Genomic DNA, 21239 nt, shown 5'->3' with positions numbered 1-21239 from the left:
GCACAGCCCGAGGTGGCCGCCCCCAGGTACATGGCCTTCGCCGAGGAGGCGGCGCAGGCGGGGTGGACGAGGGTGGCCCGGCGCATGCCCGCGCTGGTCGCCCAGGCCCTGTCCCTGGGATGGAGCGCCAGCCGGGCCGACCTGATCGCCGCACTGGCACTGAACCTGGCGATGGGCGCGGCCACCGCCTGGGCCCTGGTCGCCACCACCACCGCCCTGGAGGAGCTCTTCTCCGCCGTGCCCACCCCCGACCGGGTGCGGGCGGCCCTGCCCTCCCTGGCGCTGCTGGCCCTGGCGCTGGTGGTACGGGGCTCGTGCTCGGTGCTGGCCGGACGCGCCCAGGCCCGCCTGGAACCCCAGGTCGAGCTCGCCGCGGAACGGCGGCTCAACGAACTCGCCACCGGCGTCTCGGTGGAGGCCTTCGACGACAGCGCCTTCAACGACGCCGTCTTCCGCGGCTACGCCCGGGGGACCAGCGAATCCAGCTCCCTGGTCAGCCACACCGTCGACGTGCTCACCGGCCTGGTCGGCATCATCGCCGCGGCCGGTGTGTTGGGCACCCTGCACCCCGTTCTCATCCCGCTGCTCCTGCTGGCCATGGTCCCCCAGTGGTGGGGGTCGGCGGCCGCCGCGCGCCTGCGCTACCGGATGATGCTCGCCCTGAGCGAGGGGCGGCGGCGCAAGTGGATGCTGCAGCAGCTCATGGTCTCCCGGGAGAGCGCGGCCGAGGTGCGCTCCTACACCATGGGCCCGCACCTGCGCCGTGAGTTCGACACCGTCGCCGAGTACGAGCTGGGAGTCCACCTGCGGATGGTGACGCGCATGTCGCTGATCCGGATGGCGGGGAACTCACTCAGCGGTCTGGTGACCGGCCTGGTGTTCGCCGCACTCGGCGTGCTCCTGGTCCAGGGCACCGTGCCGATCGCCGCCGCCGGCGCCGCGGTCGTGGCCATCCGCGTCGCGCAGAGCGCCCTCGCCTCGGCGCTGAACTCGGTGAGCATGGTGTACGAGTCGGGGCTGTACTTCGGCGACTTCCTGGACCTGGAGGAACTGGCGCGCGGGCGCACCCCCGCCCCGGGCCTGCCCCCGGCCCCGGAGGGGTTCGACGAGATCCGGGTGGAGGGCGTCACCTTCTCCTACCCGCGCGGCGAGCAGGAGGACGACGTCCCGCCCGCGCTGCGGGACGTGGACCTCGTCCTGCCCCGGGGCGTGACCGTCGCCCTGGTCGGGGAGAACGGTTCGGGTAAGAGCACCCTGGCCAAGCTCCTCTCGGGCCTGTACACCCCGCAGCAGGGCCGCGTGTGCTGGGACGGCACCGACCTGGCCGGGGTCGACGGCGAGAGCCTGCGCGAACGCGTCGCCGTCATCGCCCAGGACCACACCCACTGGCCCGTCACCGCCCGCCGCAACGTCGTCATGAGCAGCCCCGACGACTCCGGGCGCCTGGAGCGCGCCGCGTGCGCGGCCGGCGCCGACACCGTCGTGCGGGAGCTGCCCCGCCGGTGGGACACCCTGCTCGACAAGCGCTTCACCGCCGGCTACGAGCCCTCCGGCGGACAGTGGCAGCGCCTGGCCGCCGCCCGTGCCTTCTACCGGGGAGACGACGGACGGGCCACACCCCTGCTGATCGCCGACGAGCCCACCTCCGCGCTGGACGCCCGCGCCGAGCACCGGTTCTTCGAGTCGGTGCACGCCCACGCCGGTCGGACGGGGGCCACGGTCGTGCTCATCACGCACCGGCTGGCGTCGGTGCGCATGGCCGATCACATCGTCGTCCTGGACAAGGGGCGGGTGATCGCCCAGGGCACCCACGAGGAGCTCATGCGTGAGGGCGGCCTGTACCGGGAGCTGTGGGAGATCCAGGCCACCGCCTACCGGGGGATCGGGGCCACCGGGGAGTAGCGGGGGCCGGGGCCGGGTCCCCGATGATCTTGCTCCTGGGGAACGGTCTCGCCGGTCGACCGCACCCCTGGGAGCAAGATCATCAGGATCAGGGACGACCGGTACAGCCGGACCGGCGCGGTGCGCGGGCCCGTCAGGTCGGTGCTGCCTGCTCGTCGGCGCCGGTCAGGTTTCTGACGTCCCGGAAGCAGAGGGTGACCAGGCCCGAAACGAGGATGACCGCGCTGCAGGCCCACAGTGCGGTGTTCAACGGGACGGCCTCGGACAGGAGGCCCGCAGCCGCGGTGCCGACGGGAACGGCGGCCAGGGATCCCAATGCGTCGTAGGACGCCACGCGCGACAGGTACCGGGGCGGTATGCGCTGCTGGAGGAGGGTGTCCCACAGGACGGTGAAGACCGTGGCGCCGACACCGTTGACGAGCGTGCCGGCCGCGACGATCCACGTGTGTCCCGTGGCAAGGGCCAGGCAGACGCCGGGTGCGGCGAACAGCAGCGTCATGAGGACCGCGACCCTCAGCGGGTACCTCGCCCTGACCCGCAGGGCGACCAGGCCGCCCAGGATGTATCCCGTCGAGTTGGCGGCGAGAACGAACCCCCACGAGGCGGGGCCGCCCAGATGGCGTTCGGCCGCGAGGGGACCGAGGACGTTGAGCGTCGCGTGGAAGGCGGACATGATCACCATGAACTGGACCACGACGACGAGGACCCACCGGTGCGAGGAGAACTCCCGCCACCCGGTTCGGATACTGCGGAGCACGCTCTCACCTGTCGCGGCGACAGGGGGGAGCCGCATCCGCGACACCAGGACCGCACTGGCGAAGAACGTCAGTGCGTTGACGGACATCGCCCACCCGGCGCCCAGGTTCGCGACCGTGATCCCCGCTCCTGCGGAGCCCAGGACGACGCCGAACTGCATCGAGAGCGACATGAGGGAGTTCGCCGCCTGCCGCTGCGCGGGCGGGACGACCATGGGCACGACGCTCTTCGAGGCAGGGAGGAAGAAGGAGGCGGCCGCGCCGTTGACCGCCTGGGCCGCGGCCAGGCTCCAGGTGTCGGCGCCTCCGCTTCCGAAGAGGTAGGCGGTGAAGGCCGCACTCAGCCCGGCGACGGCGTCGGACCACGCCATGACGGCCGTCCGGGAGAACCGGTCGGCCAGCGCACCGCCGAGCAGGAGACCCGGCAGGAGGGCGAACCCGCGCGCGGCCACCACGATCCCGATGTCAGCGCCGGAACCGCCGGCCGCCATCACCCCGAAGGCGAGCGCGACGGGGGCCGTGCCGTTCCCGATCAGGGCGAGGAAGCGGGCGGCCACCAGGTTCCTGAACCCGGGGAGCCTCAGGACATCGACCACCGGGCGGGGGGAGCTTTTCATTCTTCCCGCAGACTTTTCCAGGATGGCGAGTCGGCCGGGGGCGCATGCTCCGCTGCTCTCTCGTTTTCAGCTCTTGTCAGCTGTCTCCGACTGCCTCGTGAGGACGTTGCTCCCCGTCGTCTATGCGGTGACGAGAACGCCGCGTGGGTTGTCGCCTCGGAGTTCGCCGGCGAGGACACCGGCTCGGAAGGCATCCCATTCGGCCTTGGTGTAGGTCAGGGTGGGGGAGTTGGGGATGCCGGTGTCGGTGAGGGTGAAACCGCCGTCCAGGAGGAACACCGCGTGCAGTCGGCCGAAGTCGGTGCCGTCGCTGACGATCTGGTCGAGGAGGTGTTCCCAGTCGGCGTTGGGGACAGTGAGGGTGGGGCCGTCGGGGTTCTTGGTGTCACCGACCTCGATCATCCCGGGTCTGAGCCTCCGTACCTGAACACATCCCTGTGCGCTCGTACTGGCGCTGGCCTTGAACCATGGCGTGGTGACCGGCTCGGTGCGCTGTGTGGCCGAGACTGCGGAATCACGGTTCACGAAGGTCCTCCCGAGCGGATTTGATGAGTTGAACCGACTCCTTCTTCGGCAGGGCGTCGGCGAGCAGGTTGTTGTAGAGGAGCTTACAGTGGCGCAGATCGCGGGTTTTCTCCAACGTGAGGTTGCCCCCGTGACTGTCCACGTAGACGACCTCGGGTGCCGACGGTTCGAACTCCAAGATGCTGAACGAGCCTGCGAGGCCCGCGTGCGCCCCTACGGAGGTCGGGATGATCTGGATGGTCACATGTGGGAGTTCCGCAGCGGTTTTGAGCAGGTGATCGAGCTGCTCGGCCAGTACCTTTCGACCGCCGACGGGGCGGTGCAGCACGTTCTCCTCCATCACGACCCAGAAGTGCAGCGGATCGTGTTCGCGAGTGAGCAGCTCCTGGCGACGCATACGCAGCTCAACGAGTAGTTCGATGTCGTCGGGATGCTCGGCAGGGTTGCCTGCGGTGAGCACGGCATGGGCATACTCCCGTGTCTGGAGCAGCCCATGAACCAGATTGTGCTCGTAGGCGCGGAGGGATGTGGCGTCCGACTCCAGCCCGACATAGGTCTCGAACTTGGGCGGTAGGACGCTCTCATAGGACTCGTACCAGCCCTTGCGGCGGGCTTCCTCCGCGAGCTGCAGGAGGACATCTCGGTGTTCCCCGCTGACCTGATAGAGGTCCATCAGCATGGTCAGTTCGGGGTGAGTGGGGACTACCTTGCCGCCCTCGACCCGGTAGACCTTCGGGGAGCGGATGCGCAGGTGCTTCGCGACTTCTTCGCCCGTGAGGTCGTTGCTCTCCCTGAGTTGGCGAAGCATAATGCCCAGCTTGCGGCGGCTGGCCACCGGGGCGTGGCGTTCAGGCATGGGTGCCCCCATCCTCATCGGCTCGGGCTTCCGTTCAGATCGTCGCTCATTCTCTCCCAACCTCAGTGCATCTTTCAGAGAATATTTTCTACAGAAGGTTGCGCGAAATATTTTTCCAGCACATGATGGTGGCAGCCGAGAGCGCGCTCTCCCACACACAGCGTCACGGTCCATCTGTTCTTCGTCTGTGCCGCAGACCGTGAGCGACCCAGGCTCTCCTCGCCGTAGGAGCAGCCACGTGGCGGTGTCCTCTTCCCGTGCGCTCACGGCGATCAGCAACAGTTCCTGTTGGCTTCCGGAGGGCCATGATGGATGGTTTGGACATACCGCGACCCAGGCAGACGGCGGAGGAAGATCGGCGGACGCCCATGAGCGGACTCCCGCGCCCTGGTGGGGCCCGAGCAGGCACCGGGGTGCGTACGGCGGTCTTCGGTTCGCAGCCGACGCAGGCAGCGCAGATCCGGAGCTGGTGTCAACGAGGCATCGGGGTTCCCGCCCACCAGGCCTTTCCTCTGCTGCTGGTCGCCAGTGAGTTGGTGGCCAACGCCTGGTTGCACACCGCCTCGGGAGCCGAGGGCGGGCGCGTGAAGGTTCAGATGCGGAGCCTGTCCGGCCGACTCGTTCGTATAGCGGTCACTGACGACGGGCCGAGGCCGACGCAGCCTGTCCGCCTTCCACGTCTGTCACCTCGGACCGATGCGCTGGCGGAGGGCGGGCGGGGGCTGCGTCTGGTGGACCGCCTGTCCGTGAGGTGGGGGTGGGACGGCGAATTGGGGAAGCCGCTCACGGTGTGGGCCCACATCGACCTCTACGCGTCTCTGCCTGAGGATGTCGAGTCCTGAGGGACGTGAGGTGGCATGGAGAAACGGGCCCAGGACGCTGAGCACGGACCCGGCCTTTCCGGCCATGAGCGGGAAGCGCAGCTCCACCGGGGCCAATGACACCCGCTCGACAACCACCGAGAACAACAGCGCCCCGACCGGTGCTTGGACCCACCGGACGGGGCTTGATCACCACCTGAAGAGAGCAGGAGGAGACCGTGGAAAACCTTACCGGGCGACACCGCAGGCCCCATCAGAGCATGGCCGGGCGTATGTGGGCGCTGGCCGCTGCTGTGCTGGCAGCGGCCCTGGCCTACGTGTTCGTCCCCGCACACCCTGGGCGCGAGCGCGCCGCGATCGCGGCGCCGCCCCGCCGCCGGGAACTGCCGCCCGCGTCCTTCGAGCGACACTCCGGCCAGAAGCCGCCGGACTTCCCCGACGACGACCTGCCCGACCCCGACCAGGTCGGAGGTGCCCTGGTCCGCCCCTACCTGTCCCCGCAGATCTCGGAACAGCTCGGGCCTGTCGTCCCGGCTCCCCGGGTTCGTGGAGGGGATCTGTTGGCCGAACCTGCCCAGGACGACACCGATGATCTCAGCGACCTGGCCGCCGTGGTCCGCCTCTACCTCGAAAAGGTCGGGTGAGCACCATGGCGAGCATCTACGCTCCCCCTGCTGCCCGGGTCCCGGAGGCCATGTCTCCTCCCCGGTGAGCTGACTTCCGGCTGTGGCGGGGCGGCGTCCGGCATGGGCGCCGCCTACCGCGAGCGGGGCCGTCAGCGGTGTTCGGAACGGTTCTCGACCAGGGCGCGGAGCTGCTCCACCGTCAACCACGGCTCGGAAACATGGATCATGCGGTGGCAGTTGGCGCAGAGCAGGGCGAGATCCTGGAGACGGGTCCTGCTGGGGCCGATGACGTGCAAGGGCACGGTGTGGTGGACCTCGATGGAGTCCCTGCCGCGGTCGCCGTAGCGTCCGGCGAAGTCGAAGCCTCACGGACCGGCTCCCCCGCACTTCCCTCCGGAGGGTGGTGGGCCGGTTTCCCTCCGTGCCGAGTCGCCGAGGAATACCCGTGCGCATACCGGGAACGGCCCCACCGAAGCCGTTCACCAGCGGCAGGGCTGATGTACGCTTCTGCGTGTTGACGGCCCCACCCGCTCACCCCTACGCGGGGCCCAACCGGATTGGCACATCCCCCATGCTGCGACCCCACGCCCTGCGCCCCAGGCCGGGAAGGCGTGTGTCGCATGCGGTCGTCCGGAAGAGGGGCGCCCTGAGGCGTGGTGCGGACATCTGCCCTGTTGGGCCCTGCCGTCCGAGGCCTGCCGCCCCCTTCGGCCTCCCCTCCGTCTCCGCTGTGCTCCCGCGGGACCGGCGCTCGCACTACTCCCCTTGGATGTGATCCGTGTACTCCTCTCCGAGCGAGGTGGCTTCGAACTCCTCCACACCCCTCCCGCCTGCTCCCCGTACCGTCTGTTTCCGGGGGGACTGAGCCGTGTCGACGGGAGGACGGACGGAACACCCCCGGCCCCCGGCCGGCCGTACGGTGGCGCGGAGCGCCGAGTGCCTCGAACTCGCCGAGGAGGTCCGCTCCGTCACGGCGGCCGAGGCCGTCGAGCGGATGTATGCCGTGTTCGCACGCCACCCCCTGGCGGCGCGGATCGACGGCTGCCCGCACTGCGTCACCGACGAGGACCAGCGCCGCCTGCGGAGAGCCCCCCTGCGCGAGCTGGAGGCCGAGGACCTCAGCCGGTTCACCGACAAGGCCGTCACCACGTGGGGCGGCGTCGACGACCTGAAGCACTTCCTGCCCCGCATCGTCGACATCGCGCTGTCCGTCGGCGGCGGCATCGACATCGACACGGTGGCGGCCAAGCTGGACCTGGCCCGCTGGCGGGAATGGCCCCGTGACGAGCGCGCCGCCGTGCTCGGCTGCTTCGCCGCCCTGTGGCGGGAGACCCTCGACCTGGACCCCGAGGAGCGTCCGGCGGTCCTGGTCCTCGACACGCTGGCGACCGCCTTCGACGACCTCGGTCCCTTCCTCGAGGCCTGGACCGAGCGCCTGCGTGCCGGAACCCGCAACCCGAGTGCGCTGCGCCAGCTCGCCGACACCTCCGGGACCGTCGTCGCCACCTCTCCGGGGTCGCGCAACCAGCAGGTGGTGTCCTGGCTGCTGGCCCGGCACCCCCGGCTGGAACGGCTCTTCTACGAGGCGAGGCAGGCCGATCCGGTGCTTGCCGAGGCGCTCGCCGACGCCCGGGCGGGGCTCGACCTCCTGCGCCGGAGCGACCTCTCCCACGGGACGGGCTGGGACTCCCAGCGTCTGGGCTCCTTCCGCTGACAGCCTGCTTTACGTGATCTTGTATCTGCGGTCACTTTGGTCGGACAGGGGATAACCCCGGGATGGGGTGGGGTCGGTTGTAGACACAAGATCACGAGGGAACGGGCTGTGGCTGGGAAGGAGCGCCGGCTTTACGGCGCTGATCGCGCAAGGGCCCCCGGTCCCCCGGCCGTGGGGAGTGCCGTTGTTCCCCTTTCCCGTACGCGCTCATGGACAGCCCCGGGGGGATCCCCCTACCGTGACGGGATGAAGACCTCAGCGATCGAAATCCCCGATCTCGGCGGGCGTACGGCGATTGTCACGGGGGCCAACAGCGGGGTGGGTCTGGAGACCACACGCATACTGGCCAGGATGGGCGCGCGGGTCGTGATGGCCGTGCGCGACGAGGAGAAGGGCCGTGCGGCGGCCGCGGACGTCCGGGGTGACACGGAGGTCCGCCGCCTGGACCTGGCCGACCTCTCGTCCGTGCGCGCCTTCGCCGAGCGGTGGGAGGGCGACATCCACCTCCTCGTCAACAACGCGGGGATCATGGCGGTCGCGCAGGGCCGGACGGCGGACGGCTTCGAGCTCCAGTTCGGCACGAACCACCTCGGCCACTTCGCCCTCACCAACCTGCTGCTGGAGCACGTCACCGGCCGCGTGGTCACCCTCTCCTCCGTCCTGCACCAGCTGGCGCGCGGCATCGACTTCGACGACATCGGTATGGAGAAGGGCTACACCCCCTTCAAGGCGTACGCCCGGTCCAAGCTTGCCAACCTGCTGTTCACGCTGGAGCTCCAGCGGCGCCTGGACGCGGTCGGGTCCCCGGTGCTCTCCACCGCCGCGCACCCCGGTTACGCGAGGACCAACCTGCAGAGCCACGGCGCCGACCCGCTGGTCCGCCGGATCGGGATGCTGGGCAACAGGATCCTCGCCCAGAGCGCGGCCGACGGCGCCCTCCCCACCATCTTCGCCGCCACCCAGGACGTGCCCGGCGCCGCCTTCGCCGGCCCCAAGGCCATGGGCGGTACGCGCGGCGCCCCGGCGCTCACCAGCCGCAGCGAGGCCGCGTGGGACGAGCGTGCGGCCAAGCGCCTGTGGACCCTGTCGGAGGAGATGACCGGGGTGTCCTTCCCCCTCGCCGGCCCCTGAACGCGCACGAGCCCCGCGGAGACCCGGAGGGTTCCCGCGGGGCTCTTCCACCTGCTCTACGGCGTGAGGGTCAGCTCGTTCTCCGCGGCCTCGCGGACGGCGTCCTCGGTGAAGGCGAACGGCATGGTGTCACCCCTGCCCCACGCCTCCAGCTGGTCGTCGTAGTTGGGGTGGAACGCGTGGCCGGAGTTGCCGGTCAGGTGCACCCACGTGGACGCGTCGCGATCGGACATGTCGATGACCATGCGCATCGACGGCACCGTGGCGATCCCGTACCCCTCCTTGTCGTTCCATCCGGTGGCGTTGACGATGGACGAGCCGCCCGAGCTCTCCACCGGGCCCCGGTTGAACAGCCACTCGACGGGACCGATGCCCGAGGTGCCCAGTGACTGGTGGGTGGCGGTCAGGGTGTGCAGGTCGCCCCAGCGCCAGGCGGACGGGTCGTCGCCCAGCAGCTCGGTGAGCTCCTCCGCGGCGGCCTCCATCGCGGCGGCCAGCACCTCGTCGCGGCCGCTCGCCTCCTCGCCCTGCCACCACGCGGACTCGGGGTCCTCCAGCAGGCCGGCCACCACGTACATGCCGCGCGAGTTGCCCGTCATGGCGACGGGGTCGGTCTCGTCGAACAGCAGCGGCAGCAGGTGGCGCCACGTGGCCTGGTAGAAGGCCGCACCGGCGGAGTCGGTGTCGGTGTACAGGTCCCAGTCGCGCAGCAGCTCCTGGGCCTCGGCCGCGGTTCCCGACGGCTCGGCCTCCAGCAGGTGGGGGACGATGTCGGCCGCGGCCAGGTGGTAGGAGTCCATGTGGATGTCCGACATGTCCTGGACGGTCACCGGTCCGGCGGCGGTCTTCTCGGCCAGCAGGTCGTTGATCCGCTGCGACCGGTACCCGTAGTCCCAGTCGTCGGTGAGCCAGTGCCCGTAGTCGGCGTCGACCACGGACTGGTTGGCCGTGACGATGAACCCCGACTCGGGGTTGTACACGCTCGGCAGCTCCTCGAAGGGCAGGTAGCCCTGCCAGTCGTGGGCGGAGTCCCAGCCGGGGGACGGGTAGCGGCCGTCGCCCTCGCCGCGCACGGGCACCTTTCCGGGGGACTGGTAGCCGATGTTGCCCTCGTTGTCGGCGTAGACCAGGTTCTGCGCCGGGACCTCGAACTGGGAGGCCGCCAGGCGGAAGTCCTCCCAGCCGCGGGCCCGATTGAGGCTGAAGATCGCGTCTGCGGTCGTGCCCGGACGCAGCGCGGTCCACTGGAGGGCGACCGCGTACTCGGCGTCCTCCTCGGCGCCCTCCAGCTGCGGGTCGCCGGCGATGCCGGCCAGGTCGGCACCGGCCGCGGTGTCGGACAGGATCGGGCCGTGGTGGGTGGATCGGACGGTGATCTCCACGTCCTCGCCGCCGGCAACCCGGAGGGTCTCCTGGCGGGTCTCCAGGGGGAGCTGCTCGCCGTCGACGACGTAGCTGTCGCCCTCGATCCGCTCGACGACCAGGTCCATCACGTCGGGGTTGAGGTTGGTGAAGCCCCAGGCGATCGACTCGTTCTGGCCGATGACCACGCCGGGCAGGCCGGAGAAGCTGAACCCGCTGACGTCGAAGGGGCAGGCCTCCGTCAGCTCGGTGCAGTGCAGGCCGATCTGGTACCAGGTCGAGGGCATCGACGCGCCCAGGTGAGGGTCGTTGGCCAGGAGGGGCATGCCGGTCTCGGTGTGCTCGCCGCCGACCACCCACGAGTTGGAACCCAGGTCGGGGCTGGTGCTGGAGCCGAGCATCTCGGGCAGCGAGGCCGCGCCCTCGTAGACGGAGGTGACGGCGTCGACGGCCTCCTCGGACAGCTCGGCCGGGGCCCGCCGCTCGTCCTCCTCGTTCCCGTCCTCCTCCTCGGAGGTGAGGTGCTCGTCGGTGTCGGTGATCGGAGCGTGCTCCTCGTAGGGGTACTCGGGGTAGAGCTCGGCGATCTGCTCGCGGGTGAACCCGGCGGAGAGCAGCTGCGCGCGCTCGGTCTCCTGGCCCATGTTGCCGCCCAGGTCCCAGGCCATGGCCTTGAGCCAGGCCAGGCTGTCCACCGGGTCCCACGGCTCGATGGTGTGGCCGCCGTTGAGCACGGAGAGCAGTGCGTACTCCAGCGAGGCGTCGGCGCCGTCGTGGTCCTCCAGCCAGGCGTTGACACCCTCCGCGTAGGCGTCCAGGTAGCCGCGGGTGTCCGGGGACAGGAGCTCGTACTCCTCCTCGGCGACGCGGCGCCAGCCCATGGTGCGCAGGTAGGCGTCGGTGTCGACCTGGTCGGGGCCGAACAGCTCGGCGGTCCGGCCGGAGGTCACGTGGCGGCGGAAGTCCATCTCCCAGAACCGGTCCTGGGCGTGGGTGAAGCCCTGGGCCATGAACAGGTCGTGCGTGGTGTCCGCGTAGACGTGTGCGGTTCCGTACTCGTCACGCAGCACCGTGACCGAGGACTCCAGGCCGGGGAGGGAGAGCTCGCCGGAGGTGTCGGGGAAGGACCTCCGCACGGTCCAGACGCCCAGCCCGGCGGCGAGCAGGGCGAGAACCACAAGGGTGACGAAGAACCACAAAAGGACACGAAGTAGGACACGCTTCCGCAATGCACGCATGACGGAACTTTATGGTGCCCCAGATCACAGTCACCAGAGCCCCCGGGTTCGGGAATCCAATCGTTACTTGCGGGTATGCCCGGGGGCCGGAGCCCCCGGGCGCGAGGTCAGGAGCCGAGGACCTCGACCAGTCGCTCGGCCATGAGCGGAACGCTGTAGTGGTCCATCCGGAACGAGGTGGCGCCCAGGGTGAAGACGCGCCCGTCCTTCCAGGAGTCCAGCTTCTCCAGGTTCGGCGCCGTCTCCAGGTAGTCCTCCACCTCCTGGCCCTGGGTGTTGACGAACAGCAGCGTGCTGTCGCCCATGTCGGAGGCGTCCTCGGTGGAGAGCTCGACGATGTCGCTGCGCGCGCCGCCCTGGGACGAGGCCTGGGCCGACGCGGGCAGCTCGGCCAGGGTCAGCCCCAGGTCGGTGACGAAGCGCCCCTGCGCGGACTCGGACGTGAACAGGTTGAACCCGTTCGGGGTGCCGGTGAGGACGGCGACGCCGTGCTCGGTGGACAGCTGCGCGGAGGTCTCGGCGACCAGTTCCTCGTACTCGGCGGCGATCTCCTCGGCCCTGTCCTCGCGGTCGAGCGCCTGCGCGTACCGGTCGGTCAGCTCCAGCCAGCTCATGTCGGACTCGCCCTGGACGACGGTGGGGGCGATCTGCGACAGCTGCTCGTACATCTCCTCGCTGACCATGTCCGCGCCGTAGCCGTTGCCGACGATGAGGTCGGGTGCGGCGTTGGCGACCTCCTCGAGGTCGATCTCGGGGCCGGACAGGGCCTCGACGCCGCGCTCGTCGGCCACCTCCGCCCACTGGGCGAAGAAGCCCTTGTCGTCGGTGAGTGCGTTGGGGGAGGTGGTGCTGGAGGCCACCACCGGGACGTCCAGGCTCAGCAGCACCGAGGTGGAGGTGACGCTGACCGAGACCACGCTCTGCGGTTCGGCCGGGATGTCGGTCTCCCCGTAGAGGTGGGTGACCGCGCGGGTCTCCTCGGCGGAGGCGGGCGCCTCCTGCGCGGAGTCGCCTCCGCCGGTGCCGCAGGCGGTGAGGGAGAGGAGGAGCGCCGCGCCGGCACCGAGCACAGCTACTGTGTGCGAGGAAATTGCTTTCTGCATGACAAGTATATTTAGGTGTGCCTAACCTAATGTCAAGACGGGGAATGTGAGGGCGCATGGGACATGGGTCACATGCTGATGCGCAGATGGCGGCGGGGAAGGACGCTCCGGGGACCCGGGGCCCACGAGCGGACGACCAGGCCGGCCAGGAGGAGGACCACCCGAGCACCCGCGACGCCGGCGAGGCGCTGCTGCGTGTGGCCGGGCTCCTGGAGGAACTGATCACCGCGCTGGCCGCCGAGCACGGGCTCACCGCCTTCCAGGCGCGCACCCTGAGAGCCCTGCACGACACCTCCTCCCAGAGCGCCCTGGCCGACCAGCTCGGCTGCTCGGCCTCGCGGGTCTCCGTCGTCACCGGCGAACTGGAGGAGCGCGGGCTCGTCCGCAGGGCCGCCTCCTCCGGGGACCGGCGCATGCGGGTGACCCGCCCCACGGAGGAGGGCAGCCGCGTCGTCGACGCCATCGGGGAGGAACTGGGGGCCCGCTCCCCCCTCGGCCGCCTCACCGGCGGCGAGGTGGCGGAGCTCTTCCGCCTCCTCACCGCCGTCGAGTCCGCCTCCGACCGGTGACCTCCGCAGGAAAGGACCGCAGCACCATGGAGCGGCAGGACATCCCCCTCCACACGATCCCCCCGCGCCTCAAGCGCACCGCCCGGCCCGAACGCGTTCCGACCCCCTGCGTCCAGGAGGCGGCCCGCGACCCCGAGGGGTTCTGGCGCCGCGTCGCCGGAAGCGGGACCCCGATGGTGGGGGAGGCCGACGCCGAGGGCCGGCGTACGGTCACCTTCCTGTGGCGCGGCGGCGACGAGCTCGCCGACGTCGTCCTGGCCGCCGACAAGGCCGCCGCCGCCGACTCCTACCGCTCCAACCGCATGGAGCGCGTCCCCGGCACGGACGTGTGGCACCTGACCTACCGCATGCACGGGGACTGGCGGGCCTCCTACACCGTCGCCCCGGTTCCGGCCGGAGGCGGACCGGTCTCCCCCGACGCGCTGCCCGAGGTCCTGCGGATCCGGCGCGAGCGGGCCCTGGCCGTGTCCGAACCGGAGGACCGCCCCGCCCTCGCCCGCTGGTTCGACGCCCTCGCCCACGCGGTCCCCGACCCCCTGGCCCGGGAGCGGCTCGACGCCCGGACCTCGGTGGTGTCCCTGCCCGAGGCGCCGCGGAGCCTGTGGCGGGAAGGAACGGAGGCCCCGGCCGGGCGGGTCACCGGGACACAGGTCGCCTCGGAGCACCTGGGCAACACCCGCACCGTGACGGTCCACGAACCGGCGCGCCGCCCGCCCGAGGGCCTGCCCTGGCCCGTGGTCGTCCTCCTGGACGGACAGGACTGGCGGAGCCTCCCCCCGCTGATCGACGCGCTCGTCGCGGACGGGACGCTCCCGCCCGCGCTGACCGTCCTGGTGGACTCCCTCGGTCCGATCGCCCGCACACGGGAGCTGGCCTGCTCCGACGCCTTCGTCTCCTTCCTCGGGGAGGAGCTGCTGCCCCTGCTCGCACGCCGGTACCCGGTCACCGGCGACCCGTCGCGCACGGCGGTCGCCGGGCAGAGCCTGGGCGGGCTCACCGCCCTGTACGCCGCCCACCGGAATCCCGGGCGATTCGGGCGGGTGGTGTCGCAGTCGGGGTCGTTCTGGTGGCCGGGCGTCGCCGCGGCGGGAGGGGAGAGCGAGCGGATGCCCCGGCTCCTCGCCGGCGCCGGCGAGGTTCCCGAGCGCGTCCACCTCTCCGCCGGAACCGACGAGTGGTCGCTGCTCGGCCCCAACCGGCGCCTGCACGCCGCCCTGGCCGAACGCGGCGCCGCCCTGGGCCGCGCACCGGGGTTCGCGGTGCTGGAGGAGTACCGCGGCGGTCACGACCGGGCCTGCTGGCACGCGGGTCTCCCCGCCGCGCTGGCCTTCGCCACCGCCGACTGGGAGCGCTGAGTCCCGGGCCGCCGCGGCGGCGCGGTCCCCCTCGCGGACCGCGCCGGCGCGGAGGGATACGCTCGGCGCGACAGCGACTCCGGGGAGGAAACACCATGACAGCGACCGCGGTCGTCACCGGCGCCAGCAGCGGGATCGGGGCCGCCACCGCTCGGGGGCTGGCAGCCGAGGGCTACGACGTCGTCCTCGTCGCCCGCCGCGCCGACCGGATCGAGGCGCTGGCCGAGGAGCTCACCGCCCAGGGCCGCAGCGCCCGGGCCTTCGCCCTCGACGTCACCGACCGCGCGGCGGTCGACGCCTTCGCCGAGGCCCTGCCCTCCTGCTCCGTGCTCGTCAACAACGCCGGCGGCGCCATCGGCGTCGACCCGATCGCCACCGGGGACCCCGACGACTGGCGCAGGATGTACGAGGTCAACGTCCTCGGCGTCCTCAACATGACCCAGGCCCTGCTGCCCGAGCTGATCGCGAGTGGCGACGGGACGGTCCTGGTCGTCACCTCCACGGCCGGGCACGTGGTCTACGAGGGCGGTGCGGGCTACGTGGCCGCCAAGCACGGCGCGCACACCCTGGCCGCCACCCTGCGCCTGGAACTGTGCGGCGAGCCCGTGCGCGTGGTGGAGATCGCCCCCGGCATGGTCAAGACCGAGGAGTTCTCCCTCAACCGGCTGCGCGGCGACGCCGAGGCCGCCGAGGCGGTCTACGCGGGCGTGCCCGACCCGCTCACCGCCGAGGACGTCGCCGACACGGTCGTCTGGGCCGTCACCCGGCCCCCGCACGTGAACATCGACCTGATGGTCGTGCGCCCGCGCGCCCAGGCCGCCCAGCACAAGGTCCACCGGGTCCGCCCCGAGAAGCGGTGACCCGGGGCCGGGGCGGGGGACCGCTCCGGCTTTCCGCCCCGGCCGCGTGCCCGGAGGGCGGACACACGGCCGCGGCGCGGGGACGGGGCTCAGGCGTCCAGGTCGGAGGCGAGCAGGGCGGCGAGCTCGTCGAGGGCCTTGTCGGCGTTCTCGCCGTCCTCGCAGGCCAGGGTGACCTCGTCGCCGTGCTTGACCCCCAGGGACATCACGGCCAGCAGGCTGCGCGCGTCGACGGGGTCGCGGTCCCCGGCGGCGATGGTGACGGGCAGGCCGGTGGCGTTGACGGCCTGGACGAACAGGGTCGCCGGGCGGGCGTGCAGACCGAGGACGGAGCCGACGGCGGCGGTGCGCTGGGGCATGGGTTCTTCTCCTTGGGGCGTGGGGGTGCGAGGGGCGGTCAGAGGGAGTCGACCGCCCACCGGGGGTCGGGCTCGGCCACCACGTCGATCGCGTCGGCCGGGACGTCGTCGGGGGAGGGGATGGCCGTGCCCGGCAGGGACACGGCGGCGGTTCCCCAGGCCACGGCGTGCCGCAGCCGGTCGGCGGGGTCCGGCCCCGACGCCAGGAAGCCGGCGAGCGCGCAGTCGCCCGCGCCCACGGTACTGCGGGTGCGTACCCGGGGCCCGCGCGCCCACCACGTGCGGTCGGGCTCCACGAGCACGGCCCCGTGGCCGCCCAGGGTCACGAGGGCGCGGCCGTTGCCCCGGGCGAGGATCTCGCGCGCCGCGTCGGTGACCGCGCCGATGGTGGACAGCTCCCGCCCGGTGAGTTCGGAGAGCTCCTCCAGGTTGGGTTTGAGCAGGCCGACCGAGCCCGCCTCGACCGCCGCGCTCAGGGGCTTGCCGGAGGTGTCCAGGGCGAGCGGGACCCCGTGGGCGTCGGCCAGTTCGGCCACGCGCAGGTAGAGGTCGTCGGGGACGCCCGCCGGCAGGCTGCCGCTCGCCACCACCCATGCGGGCCGCTGGGCCAGCTCGGCCTCCAGGGCGGCGAGGAGGGCGTCGGTCTCGGCGGGGGTCAGGCTGGGGCCGGGGGCGTTGAGCTTGGTCGTGGTGCCGTCGGACTCGGTGACGGCGACGTTGGCGCGCGTCTCCCCCTCGATGGGGACGGCGACACAGGGCAGGTCACCCATGAGCGCCGTGAGCTCGGCACCGCCGCTTCCGCCCACGGGAAGGACCGCGCGGGCGGGGACTCCGGCCCGGCGCAGGGCGCGGGCGACGTTGACGCCCTTGCCTCCCGCCTGGGCATGGGTGGACCCCACCCTGAGGACCTCGCCTCGGACGAGGCGATCCACCTCCAGGGTGTGGTCCACGCTCGGGTTGGGAGTCAGGGTCAGGATCATGTGTGCCTCTCCGAGGTGGCTGCGCCCGGCCCGATCCGGATGTTGGACTGTATTTGATTATGTGTGTTCTCCTGGATGTGTCAACATCGTCGCTCTCCGTCCCGGGGTCTTCGCCGGGGGTTGCCGCCGGGGGAGCGGGGGTGTGCGGTCTCCGGTTTCCGCTGCTCGCCGGGGTGGGGGCGGACATCTTGCCTGGTCGTGTGTGCTGCAGTGGGACTTCCTGGGATATTGGAGGGAGATACCCCTTGTGTGTCCTGGACAACACGACTAAACTCACTCAAAGCCACATCGAAACACAGGTGATCCAACATGTACGCGGAAGAGCGCCAGAAGGCGATCCTCGAACGCGCCCGCCGGGACGGCCGGGTCGACGTGACGGGGCTCGCCGCGGAGTTCGACGTCACCTATGAGACCATCCGGCGCGATCTCACGGCGCTCGAACGCCACGGGGTCCTGCGCAGGGTCCACGGTGGCGCGATCCCCGTGGAGCGCCTGGGCTTCGAGCCCACGCTCAACGTGCGCGACTCCGTCATGACCCAGGAGAAGGAGCGGATCGCCAAGGCGGCTCTGAGCGAACTCCCCGACGAGGGCGCCATCCTGCTCGACGCCGGCTCCACCACCGGACGCCTCGCCGAACAGCTGCCCACCGACCGGGAGCTCACCGTCGTCACCAACTCCCTCTCCATCGCCCTCACGCTCACGCCGCGCACCAACATCAACCTGATGCTGCTCGGCGGCCGCCTGCGCACCCGGACGCAGGCGACCGTGGACGCGTGGGCGCTGCGGTCGCTGGCCGAGTCCTACGTGGACGTCGCCTTCATGGCCACCAACGGTATCTCCGCGGACCGGGGGCTCACCACCCCCGACCCCGCGGAGGCCGAGGTCAAGCGCACCATGATCGCCTCGGCCCGGCGAGCCGTCCTCCTCGCCGACCACACCAAGGTCGGCAACGACCACTTCGCCCGGTTCGCCTCGGTCGAGGACCTCGACCTCGTCATCACCGACCAGGGGCTCGCCGGCGGGCTCGCCGACGAGCTGGAGGCGGCCGGACCCGAGGTCCGCGTGGTCTGACACCGCAGGCGCCCGGGCGGCGCGGGGCACACAGCCCGGCGACCCGCCGCCCGCCCGGGCCTTCGAACCCCTCTCTCCCACCCGCGCGGCAACCGTCCGCCGCATCCCCCCGGAGGTCCCCATGTCCACGACACAGGGCGGCGCGCTCACCGCGACGCGCTCCGCCATCCAGCGCTTCGGCGGATTCCTGGCCGGCATGGTCATGCCCAACATCGGCGCGTTCATCGCCTGGGGCCTGGTCACCGCCCTGTTCATCCCCGACGGCTGGCTGCCCAACGAGTACCTCGCCCAGCTCGTCGACCCGATGATCAAGTACCTGCTGCCCCTGCTCATCGCCTACACCGGCGGCACGCTGGTGTACGAGCAGCGCGGCGGCGTGGTCGGTGCGGCCGCCGCCATGGGTGTGATCGTCTCGGCCGACATCCCCATGTTCCTGGGCGCCATGGTCATGGGACCGCTCGCCGCGTTCCTGATGAAGCACTTCGACCGGCTCGTCCAGCCGCGGATCAAGTCCGGCTTCGAGATGCTCGTCAACAACTTCAGCGCGGGCATCCTCGCCGCGCTGGCGGCGATCCTGGGCGCCTACGCGGTCGGCCCCGTCGTGGGCAGGATCGCCGAGGCCCTGGGAACCGGGGTCCAGTTCCTCATCGACCACAGCCTGCTGCCCCTGGTGTCGGTCATCGTCGAGCCCGCCAAGGTGCTCTTCCTCAACAACGCCATCAACCACGGCGTGTTCACCCCGCTGGGCACGATGCGCGCCCTGGCCGACGGCAGGGCCATCGAGTTCCTCATCGAGACCAACCCCGGCCCCGGCCTGGGCATCCTGCTGGCCTGCATGTTCTTCGGACCCAAGGTCAGCCGCGCCACCGCGCCCGGCGCCATCGTCATCCACTTCTTCGGCGGGATCCACGAGATCTACTTCCCGTACATCCTCGCCCAGCCGAAGCTGATCCTCGCCGCCATCGGGGGCGGCATGTCCGGCGTGGCGACCTTCATGGTCCTGGACGCCGGCCTGATCTCGGCGGCCTCGCCCGGCAGCATCATCGCCCTCATGGCCGTCACCCCGCCCGGGGGCCACCTCCCGGTCCTGGCCGGGGTCACCGTGGCCACGCTGGTCTCCTTCGCCATCGCCTCGGCGCTGCTCGGCTTCGGCCGCGCGGAGCGCAAGGCGGAGAAGGCGGCAGCCGAGGCCGACACCACCGCCGACACCACCGCCGACAAGTAGGAGGCCGTCCGTGAACAGCATCGAAGGCTCTGACGTCAAGAAGGTCGTCGTCGCGTGCGACGCCGGGATGGGCAGCAGCGTCCTGCTCACCACCCAGCTCAAGGGCACCCTCAGCCGCTACGGGGTCACCGTCGAGCACTCGCCGGTCGACCGCATTCCCCAGGACGCGGACGTGGTCCTGTGCCAGACCGGTCTGGCCGACCGCGCCCGCAAGCGGGTGCCCGACACCGTCGTGGTGGGCTTCCAGATGTTCCTGGGCGACCCCGCGTTCGCCCGGCTGGAGCAGGCGATCCGGGACGGTGGGACCCTTGCCGGCTGAGCCCGCCCCGCTGGTCCTGACCGAGGAGGCGGTGCGCCTGGGCCGCACCGCCGCCGACCGGGCCGACGCCGTCTCCCAGTGCGGAGAACTCCTGCTGGAGCTCGGCGCGGTCGACCCCGGATACCTGCCCGCCATGCACGAGCGCGAGGCCTCCGTCTCCACCTTCCTCGGCGAGGGCGTGGCCATCCCGCACGGGACCGACCCCTCGCGGAAGTTCGTGAAACGGACCGCGCTGGCCGTCCTCCAGTTCCCCGACGGGGTCGACTGGGGCGGATCCACCGTGTACGTGGCCATCGGCATCGCAGCCTCCGGCGAGGAGCACCTCGGGGTGCTCACCGCGCTGGCAGGAGTCCTCACAGACCCGGACAAGGCAGCACGGCTGCGCGGCGCGTCCTCCCCCTCGGACGTCGTCGCGCTGCTCGCCCCTGAGCGGGAGGGGCCCGCCTAGGCCCTGTTTTTCGGATCATCTCGGGCTGCACGGCCGCCAGGCGCCCCCTTGCCGCGTCGGAGAGCTTGCGAAGCCACACCAGGCTGAGCTGCGCTCCCCGCCTCGCAAGGGAACACCTGGCCGACCGTTCGCCGGAGGATCGGCTCCGCCGCTACGGCGGGAGCATCCAAAAAACAGGGCCTGGTCCGGACAGCGGCCGGGGTGCCCCCCGCCCCGGCCGCCCTCCCCGCACCCCACCCCACGCAGGCCGTCCGGAAGAACCCGGACAGGACCGAACACGAAAGGCCCCGACATGCTCGTCGCCCGCTTCTACGCACCCGGTGACATCCGACTCGAGCAGGCCCCCGAGCCGACCGCCGGACCCGGTGAGCTCAAGATCGCCGTCGTCAACTGCTCCACCTGCGGCACCGACGTCAAGATCTCCCGCCACGGACACCACCACATCGACCCGCCCCGGGTCATCGGCCACGAGATCGCCGGCCGCGTGGTCGAGGTCGGGGACGGGGTCGAGGGCTGGGCCGAGGGCGACCGCGTCCAGATCATCGCGGCCATCCCGTGCGGCAGCTGCGCGGAGTGCACCGACGGCCGGTTCACGGTGTGCTCGCGCCAGACCTCCATGGGCTACCACTACGAGGGCGGCTTCGCCGAGTACATGATCGTGCCCGAGGCCGTACTGGCCGTGGACGGGGTCAACCGCATCCCCGAGAACGTCGACTACGCCGAGGCCTCCGTCGCCGAACCGCTGGCGTGCGTGCTCAACGGCCAGGAGATCGCCGGGGTCGGCGAGGGCGACACCGTGGTGGTCATGGGGGCGGGCCCCATCGGATGCCTGCACGTCCGCCTGGCGCGGGCCCGGGGCGCGGCCCGGGTGTTCCTGGTGGACCTCAACCGGGGCCGCCTGGACATGTCCGCCGAGGTCGTGCGCCCCGACGCGGCGATCTGCGGCGACGAGACCGATCCCGTCGCCGAGGTGCTGCGCCTGACCAGCGAGCGCGGCGCCGACGTCGTCATCACCGCCACCGCCTCCGGGAAGGCGCAGGAGGACGCACTGCGGATGGTCTCGCGCAGCGGCCGCATCAGCTTCTTCGGCGGCCTGCCCAAGGACGCGCCGATCATCCAGCTCGACTCGAACGCGGTGCACTACCGCGAGATCTCGATCTTCGGCGCCAACGGGTCCAGCCCCGACCACAACAAGCGCGCCCTGGAGCTGATCGCGAGCGGAGAGGTCCCGGTGGCGGACCTCATCACCGAGCGCATGCCGCTGACCGACGTGCACAAGGCGATCGAGACGGTCGCCTCGGGCACCGCGATCAAGGTGACCATCGAGCCCTGACCCGCTGCCGCCGGCCGGGTACCCCCCGGCCGGCCCGGGAAGGCTTTCGGCGAGTCAGCACCGACCCACG

General features: G+C 71.4%; 20 protein-coding genes and 1 pseudogene. 13 read left to right on the top strand and 8 right to left on the bottom strand.

Annotation, left to right across the window (positions count from 1 at the left end; all coding sequences use genetic code 11):
• Positions 1 to 30: 30 nt before the first annotated feature.
• Entirely contained in the window at positions 31 to 1902 is a 1872-nt protein-coding gene (locus tag FHS13_RS00865) for an ABC transporter ATP-binding protein (RefSeq protein WP_184286635.1), read from the top strand.
• A 133-nt stretch (positions 1903 to 2035) separates the two neighbouring features.
• On the opposite strand, the gene FHS13_RS00860 is transcribed toward FHS13_RS00865, so the two are convergent.
• From FHS13_RS00860 to FHS13_RS00850, 3 genes are all read right to left on the bottom strand, one after another.
• Positions 2036 to 3274, bottom strand: coding sequence for an MFS transporter (locus tag FHS13_RS00860; RefSeq protein ID WP_184285830.1), 1239 nt, complete (start codon positions 3272 to 3274; stop codon positions 2036 to 2038).
• A gap of 120 nt (positions 3275 to 3394) precedes the next feature.
• Positions 3395 to 3799 carry a DUF397 domain-containing protein gene (locus FHS13_RS00855; RefSeq protein WP_184285827.1) on the bottom strand — a complete coding sequence of 135 codons (405 nt, stop codon included), beginning with the start codon at positions 3797 to 3799 and terminating at the stop codon, positions 3395 to 3397.
• Positions 3789 to 4655 carry a helix-turn-helix domain-containing protein gene (locus FHS13_RS00850; protein WP_184285825.1) on the bottom strand — a complete coding sequence of 289 codons (867 nt, stop codon included), beginning with the start codon at positions 4653 to 4655 and terminating at the stop codon, positions 3789 to 3791. Before FHS13_RS00850 ends, FHS13_RS00855 begins: the two co-directional genes overlap by 11 nt.
• A gap of 305 nt (positions 4656 to 4960) precedes the next feature.
• On the opposite strand from FHS13_RS00850, the gene FHS13_RS00845 reads away from it, so the two are divergent.
• Together FHS13_RS00845 and FHS13_RS00840 are read left to right on the top strand one after the other, a co-directional pair.
• The gene (locus FHS13_RS00845; protein WP_343064853.1) at positions 4961 to 5497 is read left to right on the top strand and encodes an ATP-binding protein; all 537 of its coding nucleotides are present in this window, start codon (positions 4961 to 4963) and stop codon (positions 5495 to 5497) included.
• Between the two features lie 239 nt (positions 5498 to 5736).
• Positions 5737 to 6120 (top strand): hypothetical protein, encoded by a 384-nt coding sequence (locus tag FHS13_RS00840; RefSeq protein ID WP_246404270.1) that lies wholly within the window; start codon positions 5737 to 5739, stop codon positions 6118 to 6120.
• 131 nt (positions 6121 to 6251) lie between these two features.
• Here the strand turns inward: FHS13_RS00840 and FHS13_RS00835 are convergent.
• A pseudogene (locus tag FHS13_RS00835) lies at positions 6252 to 6425 on the bottom strand (HNH endonuclease); the annotation flags it as partial.
• Positions 6426 to 6970: 545 nt separating this feature from the next.
• Here FHS13_RS00835 and FHS13_RS00830 point away from each other — a divergent pair.
• Both FHS13_RS00830 and FHS13_RS00825 read left to right on the top strand, forming a co-directional pair.
• A complete protein-coding gene (locus tag FHS13_RS00830) occupies positions 6971 to 7816 on the top strand; it encodes a hypothetical protein (protein WP_184285816.1) in 846 nt (281 codons plus the stop codon).
• Between the two features lie 246 nt (positions 7817 to 8062).
• On the top strand, positions 8063 to 8947 hold the full coding sequence (locus tag FHS13_RS00825) for an oxidoreductase (protein ID WP_184285813.1): 885 nt from the start codon (positions 8063 to 8065) through the stop codon (positions 8945 to 8947).
• Between the two features lie 56 nt (positions 8948 to 9003).
• Here FHS13_RS00825 and FHS13_RS00820 read toward each other — a convergent pair whose 3' ends face one another.
• Positions 9004 to 11547, bottom strand: coding sequence for a penicillin acylase family protein (locus tag FHS13_RS00820; RefSeq protein ID WP_184285810.1), 2544 nt, complete (start codon positions 11545 to 11547; stop codon positions 9004 to 9006).
• A 107-nt stretch (positions 11548 to 11654) separates the two neighbouring features.
• A complete protein-coding gene (gene fepB / locus FHS13_RS00815; protein ID WP_184285807.1) occupies positions 11655 to 12650 on the bottom strand; it encodes a Fe2+-enterobactin ABC transporter substrate-binding protein in 996 nt (331 codons plus the stop codon).
• 56 nt (positions 12651 to 12706) lie between these two features.
• Here fepB and FHS13_RS00810 point away from each other — a divergent pair, with 56 nt between their 5' ends.
• The 3 genes from FHS13_RS00810 (at position 12707) to FHS13_RS00800 (ending at position 15434) form a co-directional block, all read left to right on the top strand.
• Positions 12707 to 13219 carry a MarR family winged helix-turn-helix transcriptional regulator gene (locus FHS13_RS00810; RefSeq protein WP_246404268.1) on the top strand — a complete coding sequence of 171 codons (513 nt, stop codon included), beginning with the start codon at positions 12707 to 12709 and terminating at the stop codon, positions 13217 to 13219.
• Positions 13216 to 14574, top strand: coding sequence for an enterochelin esterase (fes, locus tag FHS13_RS00805; RefSeq protein ID WP_343064852.1), 1359 nt, complete (start codon positions 13216 to 13218; stop codon positions 14572 to 14574). Before FHS13_RS00810 ends, fes begins: the two co-directional genes overlap by 4 nt.
• A gap of 95 nt (positions 14575 to 14669) precedes the next feature.
• Entirely contained in the window at positions 14670 to 15434 is a 765-nt protein-coding gene (locus FHS13_RS00800; RefSeq protein WP_184285804.1) for an SDR family NAD(P)-dependent oxidoreductase, read from the top strand.
• Between the two features lie 89 nt (positions 15435 to 15523).
• On the opposite strand, the gene FHS13_RS00795 is transcribed toward FHS13_RS00800, so the two are convergent.
• Positions 15524 to 15793, bottom strand: coding sequence for an HPr family phosphocarrier protein (locus FHS13_RS00795; protein WP_184285802.1), 270 nt, complete (start codon positions 15791 to 15793; stop codon positions 15524 to 15526).
• Positions 15794 to 15831: 38 nt separating this feature from the next.
• Entirely contained in the window at positions 15832 to 16773 is a 942-nt protein-coding gene (gene pfkB / locus FHS13_RS00790; protein ID WP_184285798.1) for a 1-phosphofructokinase, read from the bottom strand.
• Positions 16774 to 17082: 309 nt separating this feature from the next.
• Here pfkB and FHS13_RS00785 point away from each other — a divergent pair, with 309 nt between their 5' ends.
• From FHS13_RS00785 to FHS13_RS00765, 5 genes are all read left to right on the top strand, one after another.
• Positions 17083 to 17844, top strand: a complete 762-nt coding sequence (locus FHS13_RS00785) for a DeoR/GlpR family DNA-binding transcription regulator (RefSeq protein ID WP_184285796.1) — start codon at positions 17083 to 17085, stop codon at positions 17842 to 17844.
• A 121-nt stretch (positions 17845 to 17965) separates the two neighbouring features.
• The gene (gene mtlA / locus FHS13_RS00780; RefSeq protein ID WP_184285793.1) at positions 17966 to 19069 is read left to right on the top strand and encodes a mannitol-specific PTS transporter subunit IIC; all 1104 of its coding nucleotides are present in this window, start codon (positions 17966 to 17968) and stop codon (positions 19067 to 19069) included.
• A gap of 10 nt (positions 19070 to 19079) precedes the next feature.
• Positions 19080 to 19388 (top strand): PTS lactose transporter subunit IIB, encoded by a 309-nt coding sequence (locus FHS13_RS00775; RefSeq protein WP_184285790.1) that lies wholly within the window; start codon positions 19080 to 19082, stop codon positions 19386 to 19388.
• Complete coding sequence (locus FHS13_RS00770) at positions 19378 to 19836, top strand: PTS mannitol transporter subunit IIA (protein WP_184285786.1); 459 nt, start codon at positions 19378 to 19380, stop codon at positions 19834 to 19836. Before FHS13_RS00775 ends, FHS13_RS00770 begins: the two co-directional genes overlap by 11 nt.
• A gap of 292 nt (positions 19837 to 20128) precedes the next feature.
• On the top strand, positions 20129 to 21169 hold the full coding sequence (locus tag FHS13_RS00765; protein ID WP_184285783.1) for a zinc-dependent dehydrogenase: 1041 nt from the start codon (positions 20129 to 20131) through the stop codon (positions 21167 to 21169).
• Positions 21170 to 21239 lie beyond the last annotated feature (70 nt).

The organism is Nocardiopsis algeriensis (assembly GCF_014203695.1).
Lineage (GTDB): Bacteria > Actinomycetota > Actinomycetes > Streptosporangiales > Streptosporangiaceae > Nocardiopsis > Nocardiopsis algeriensis.
This window is presented reverse-complemented; position numbering and strand designations above follow the sequence as displayed.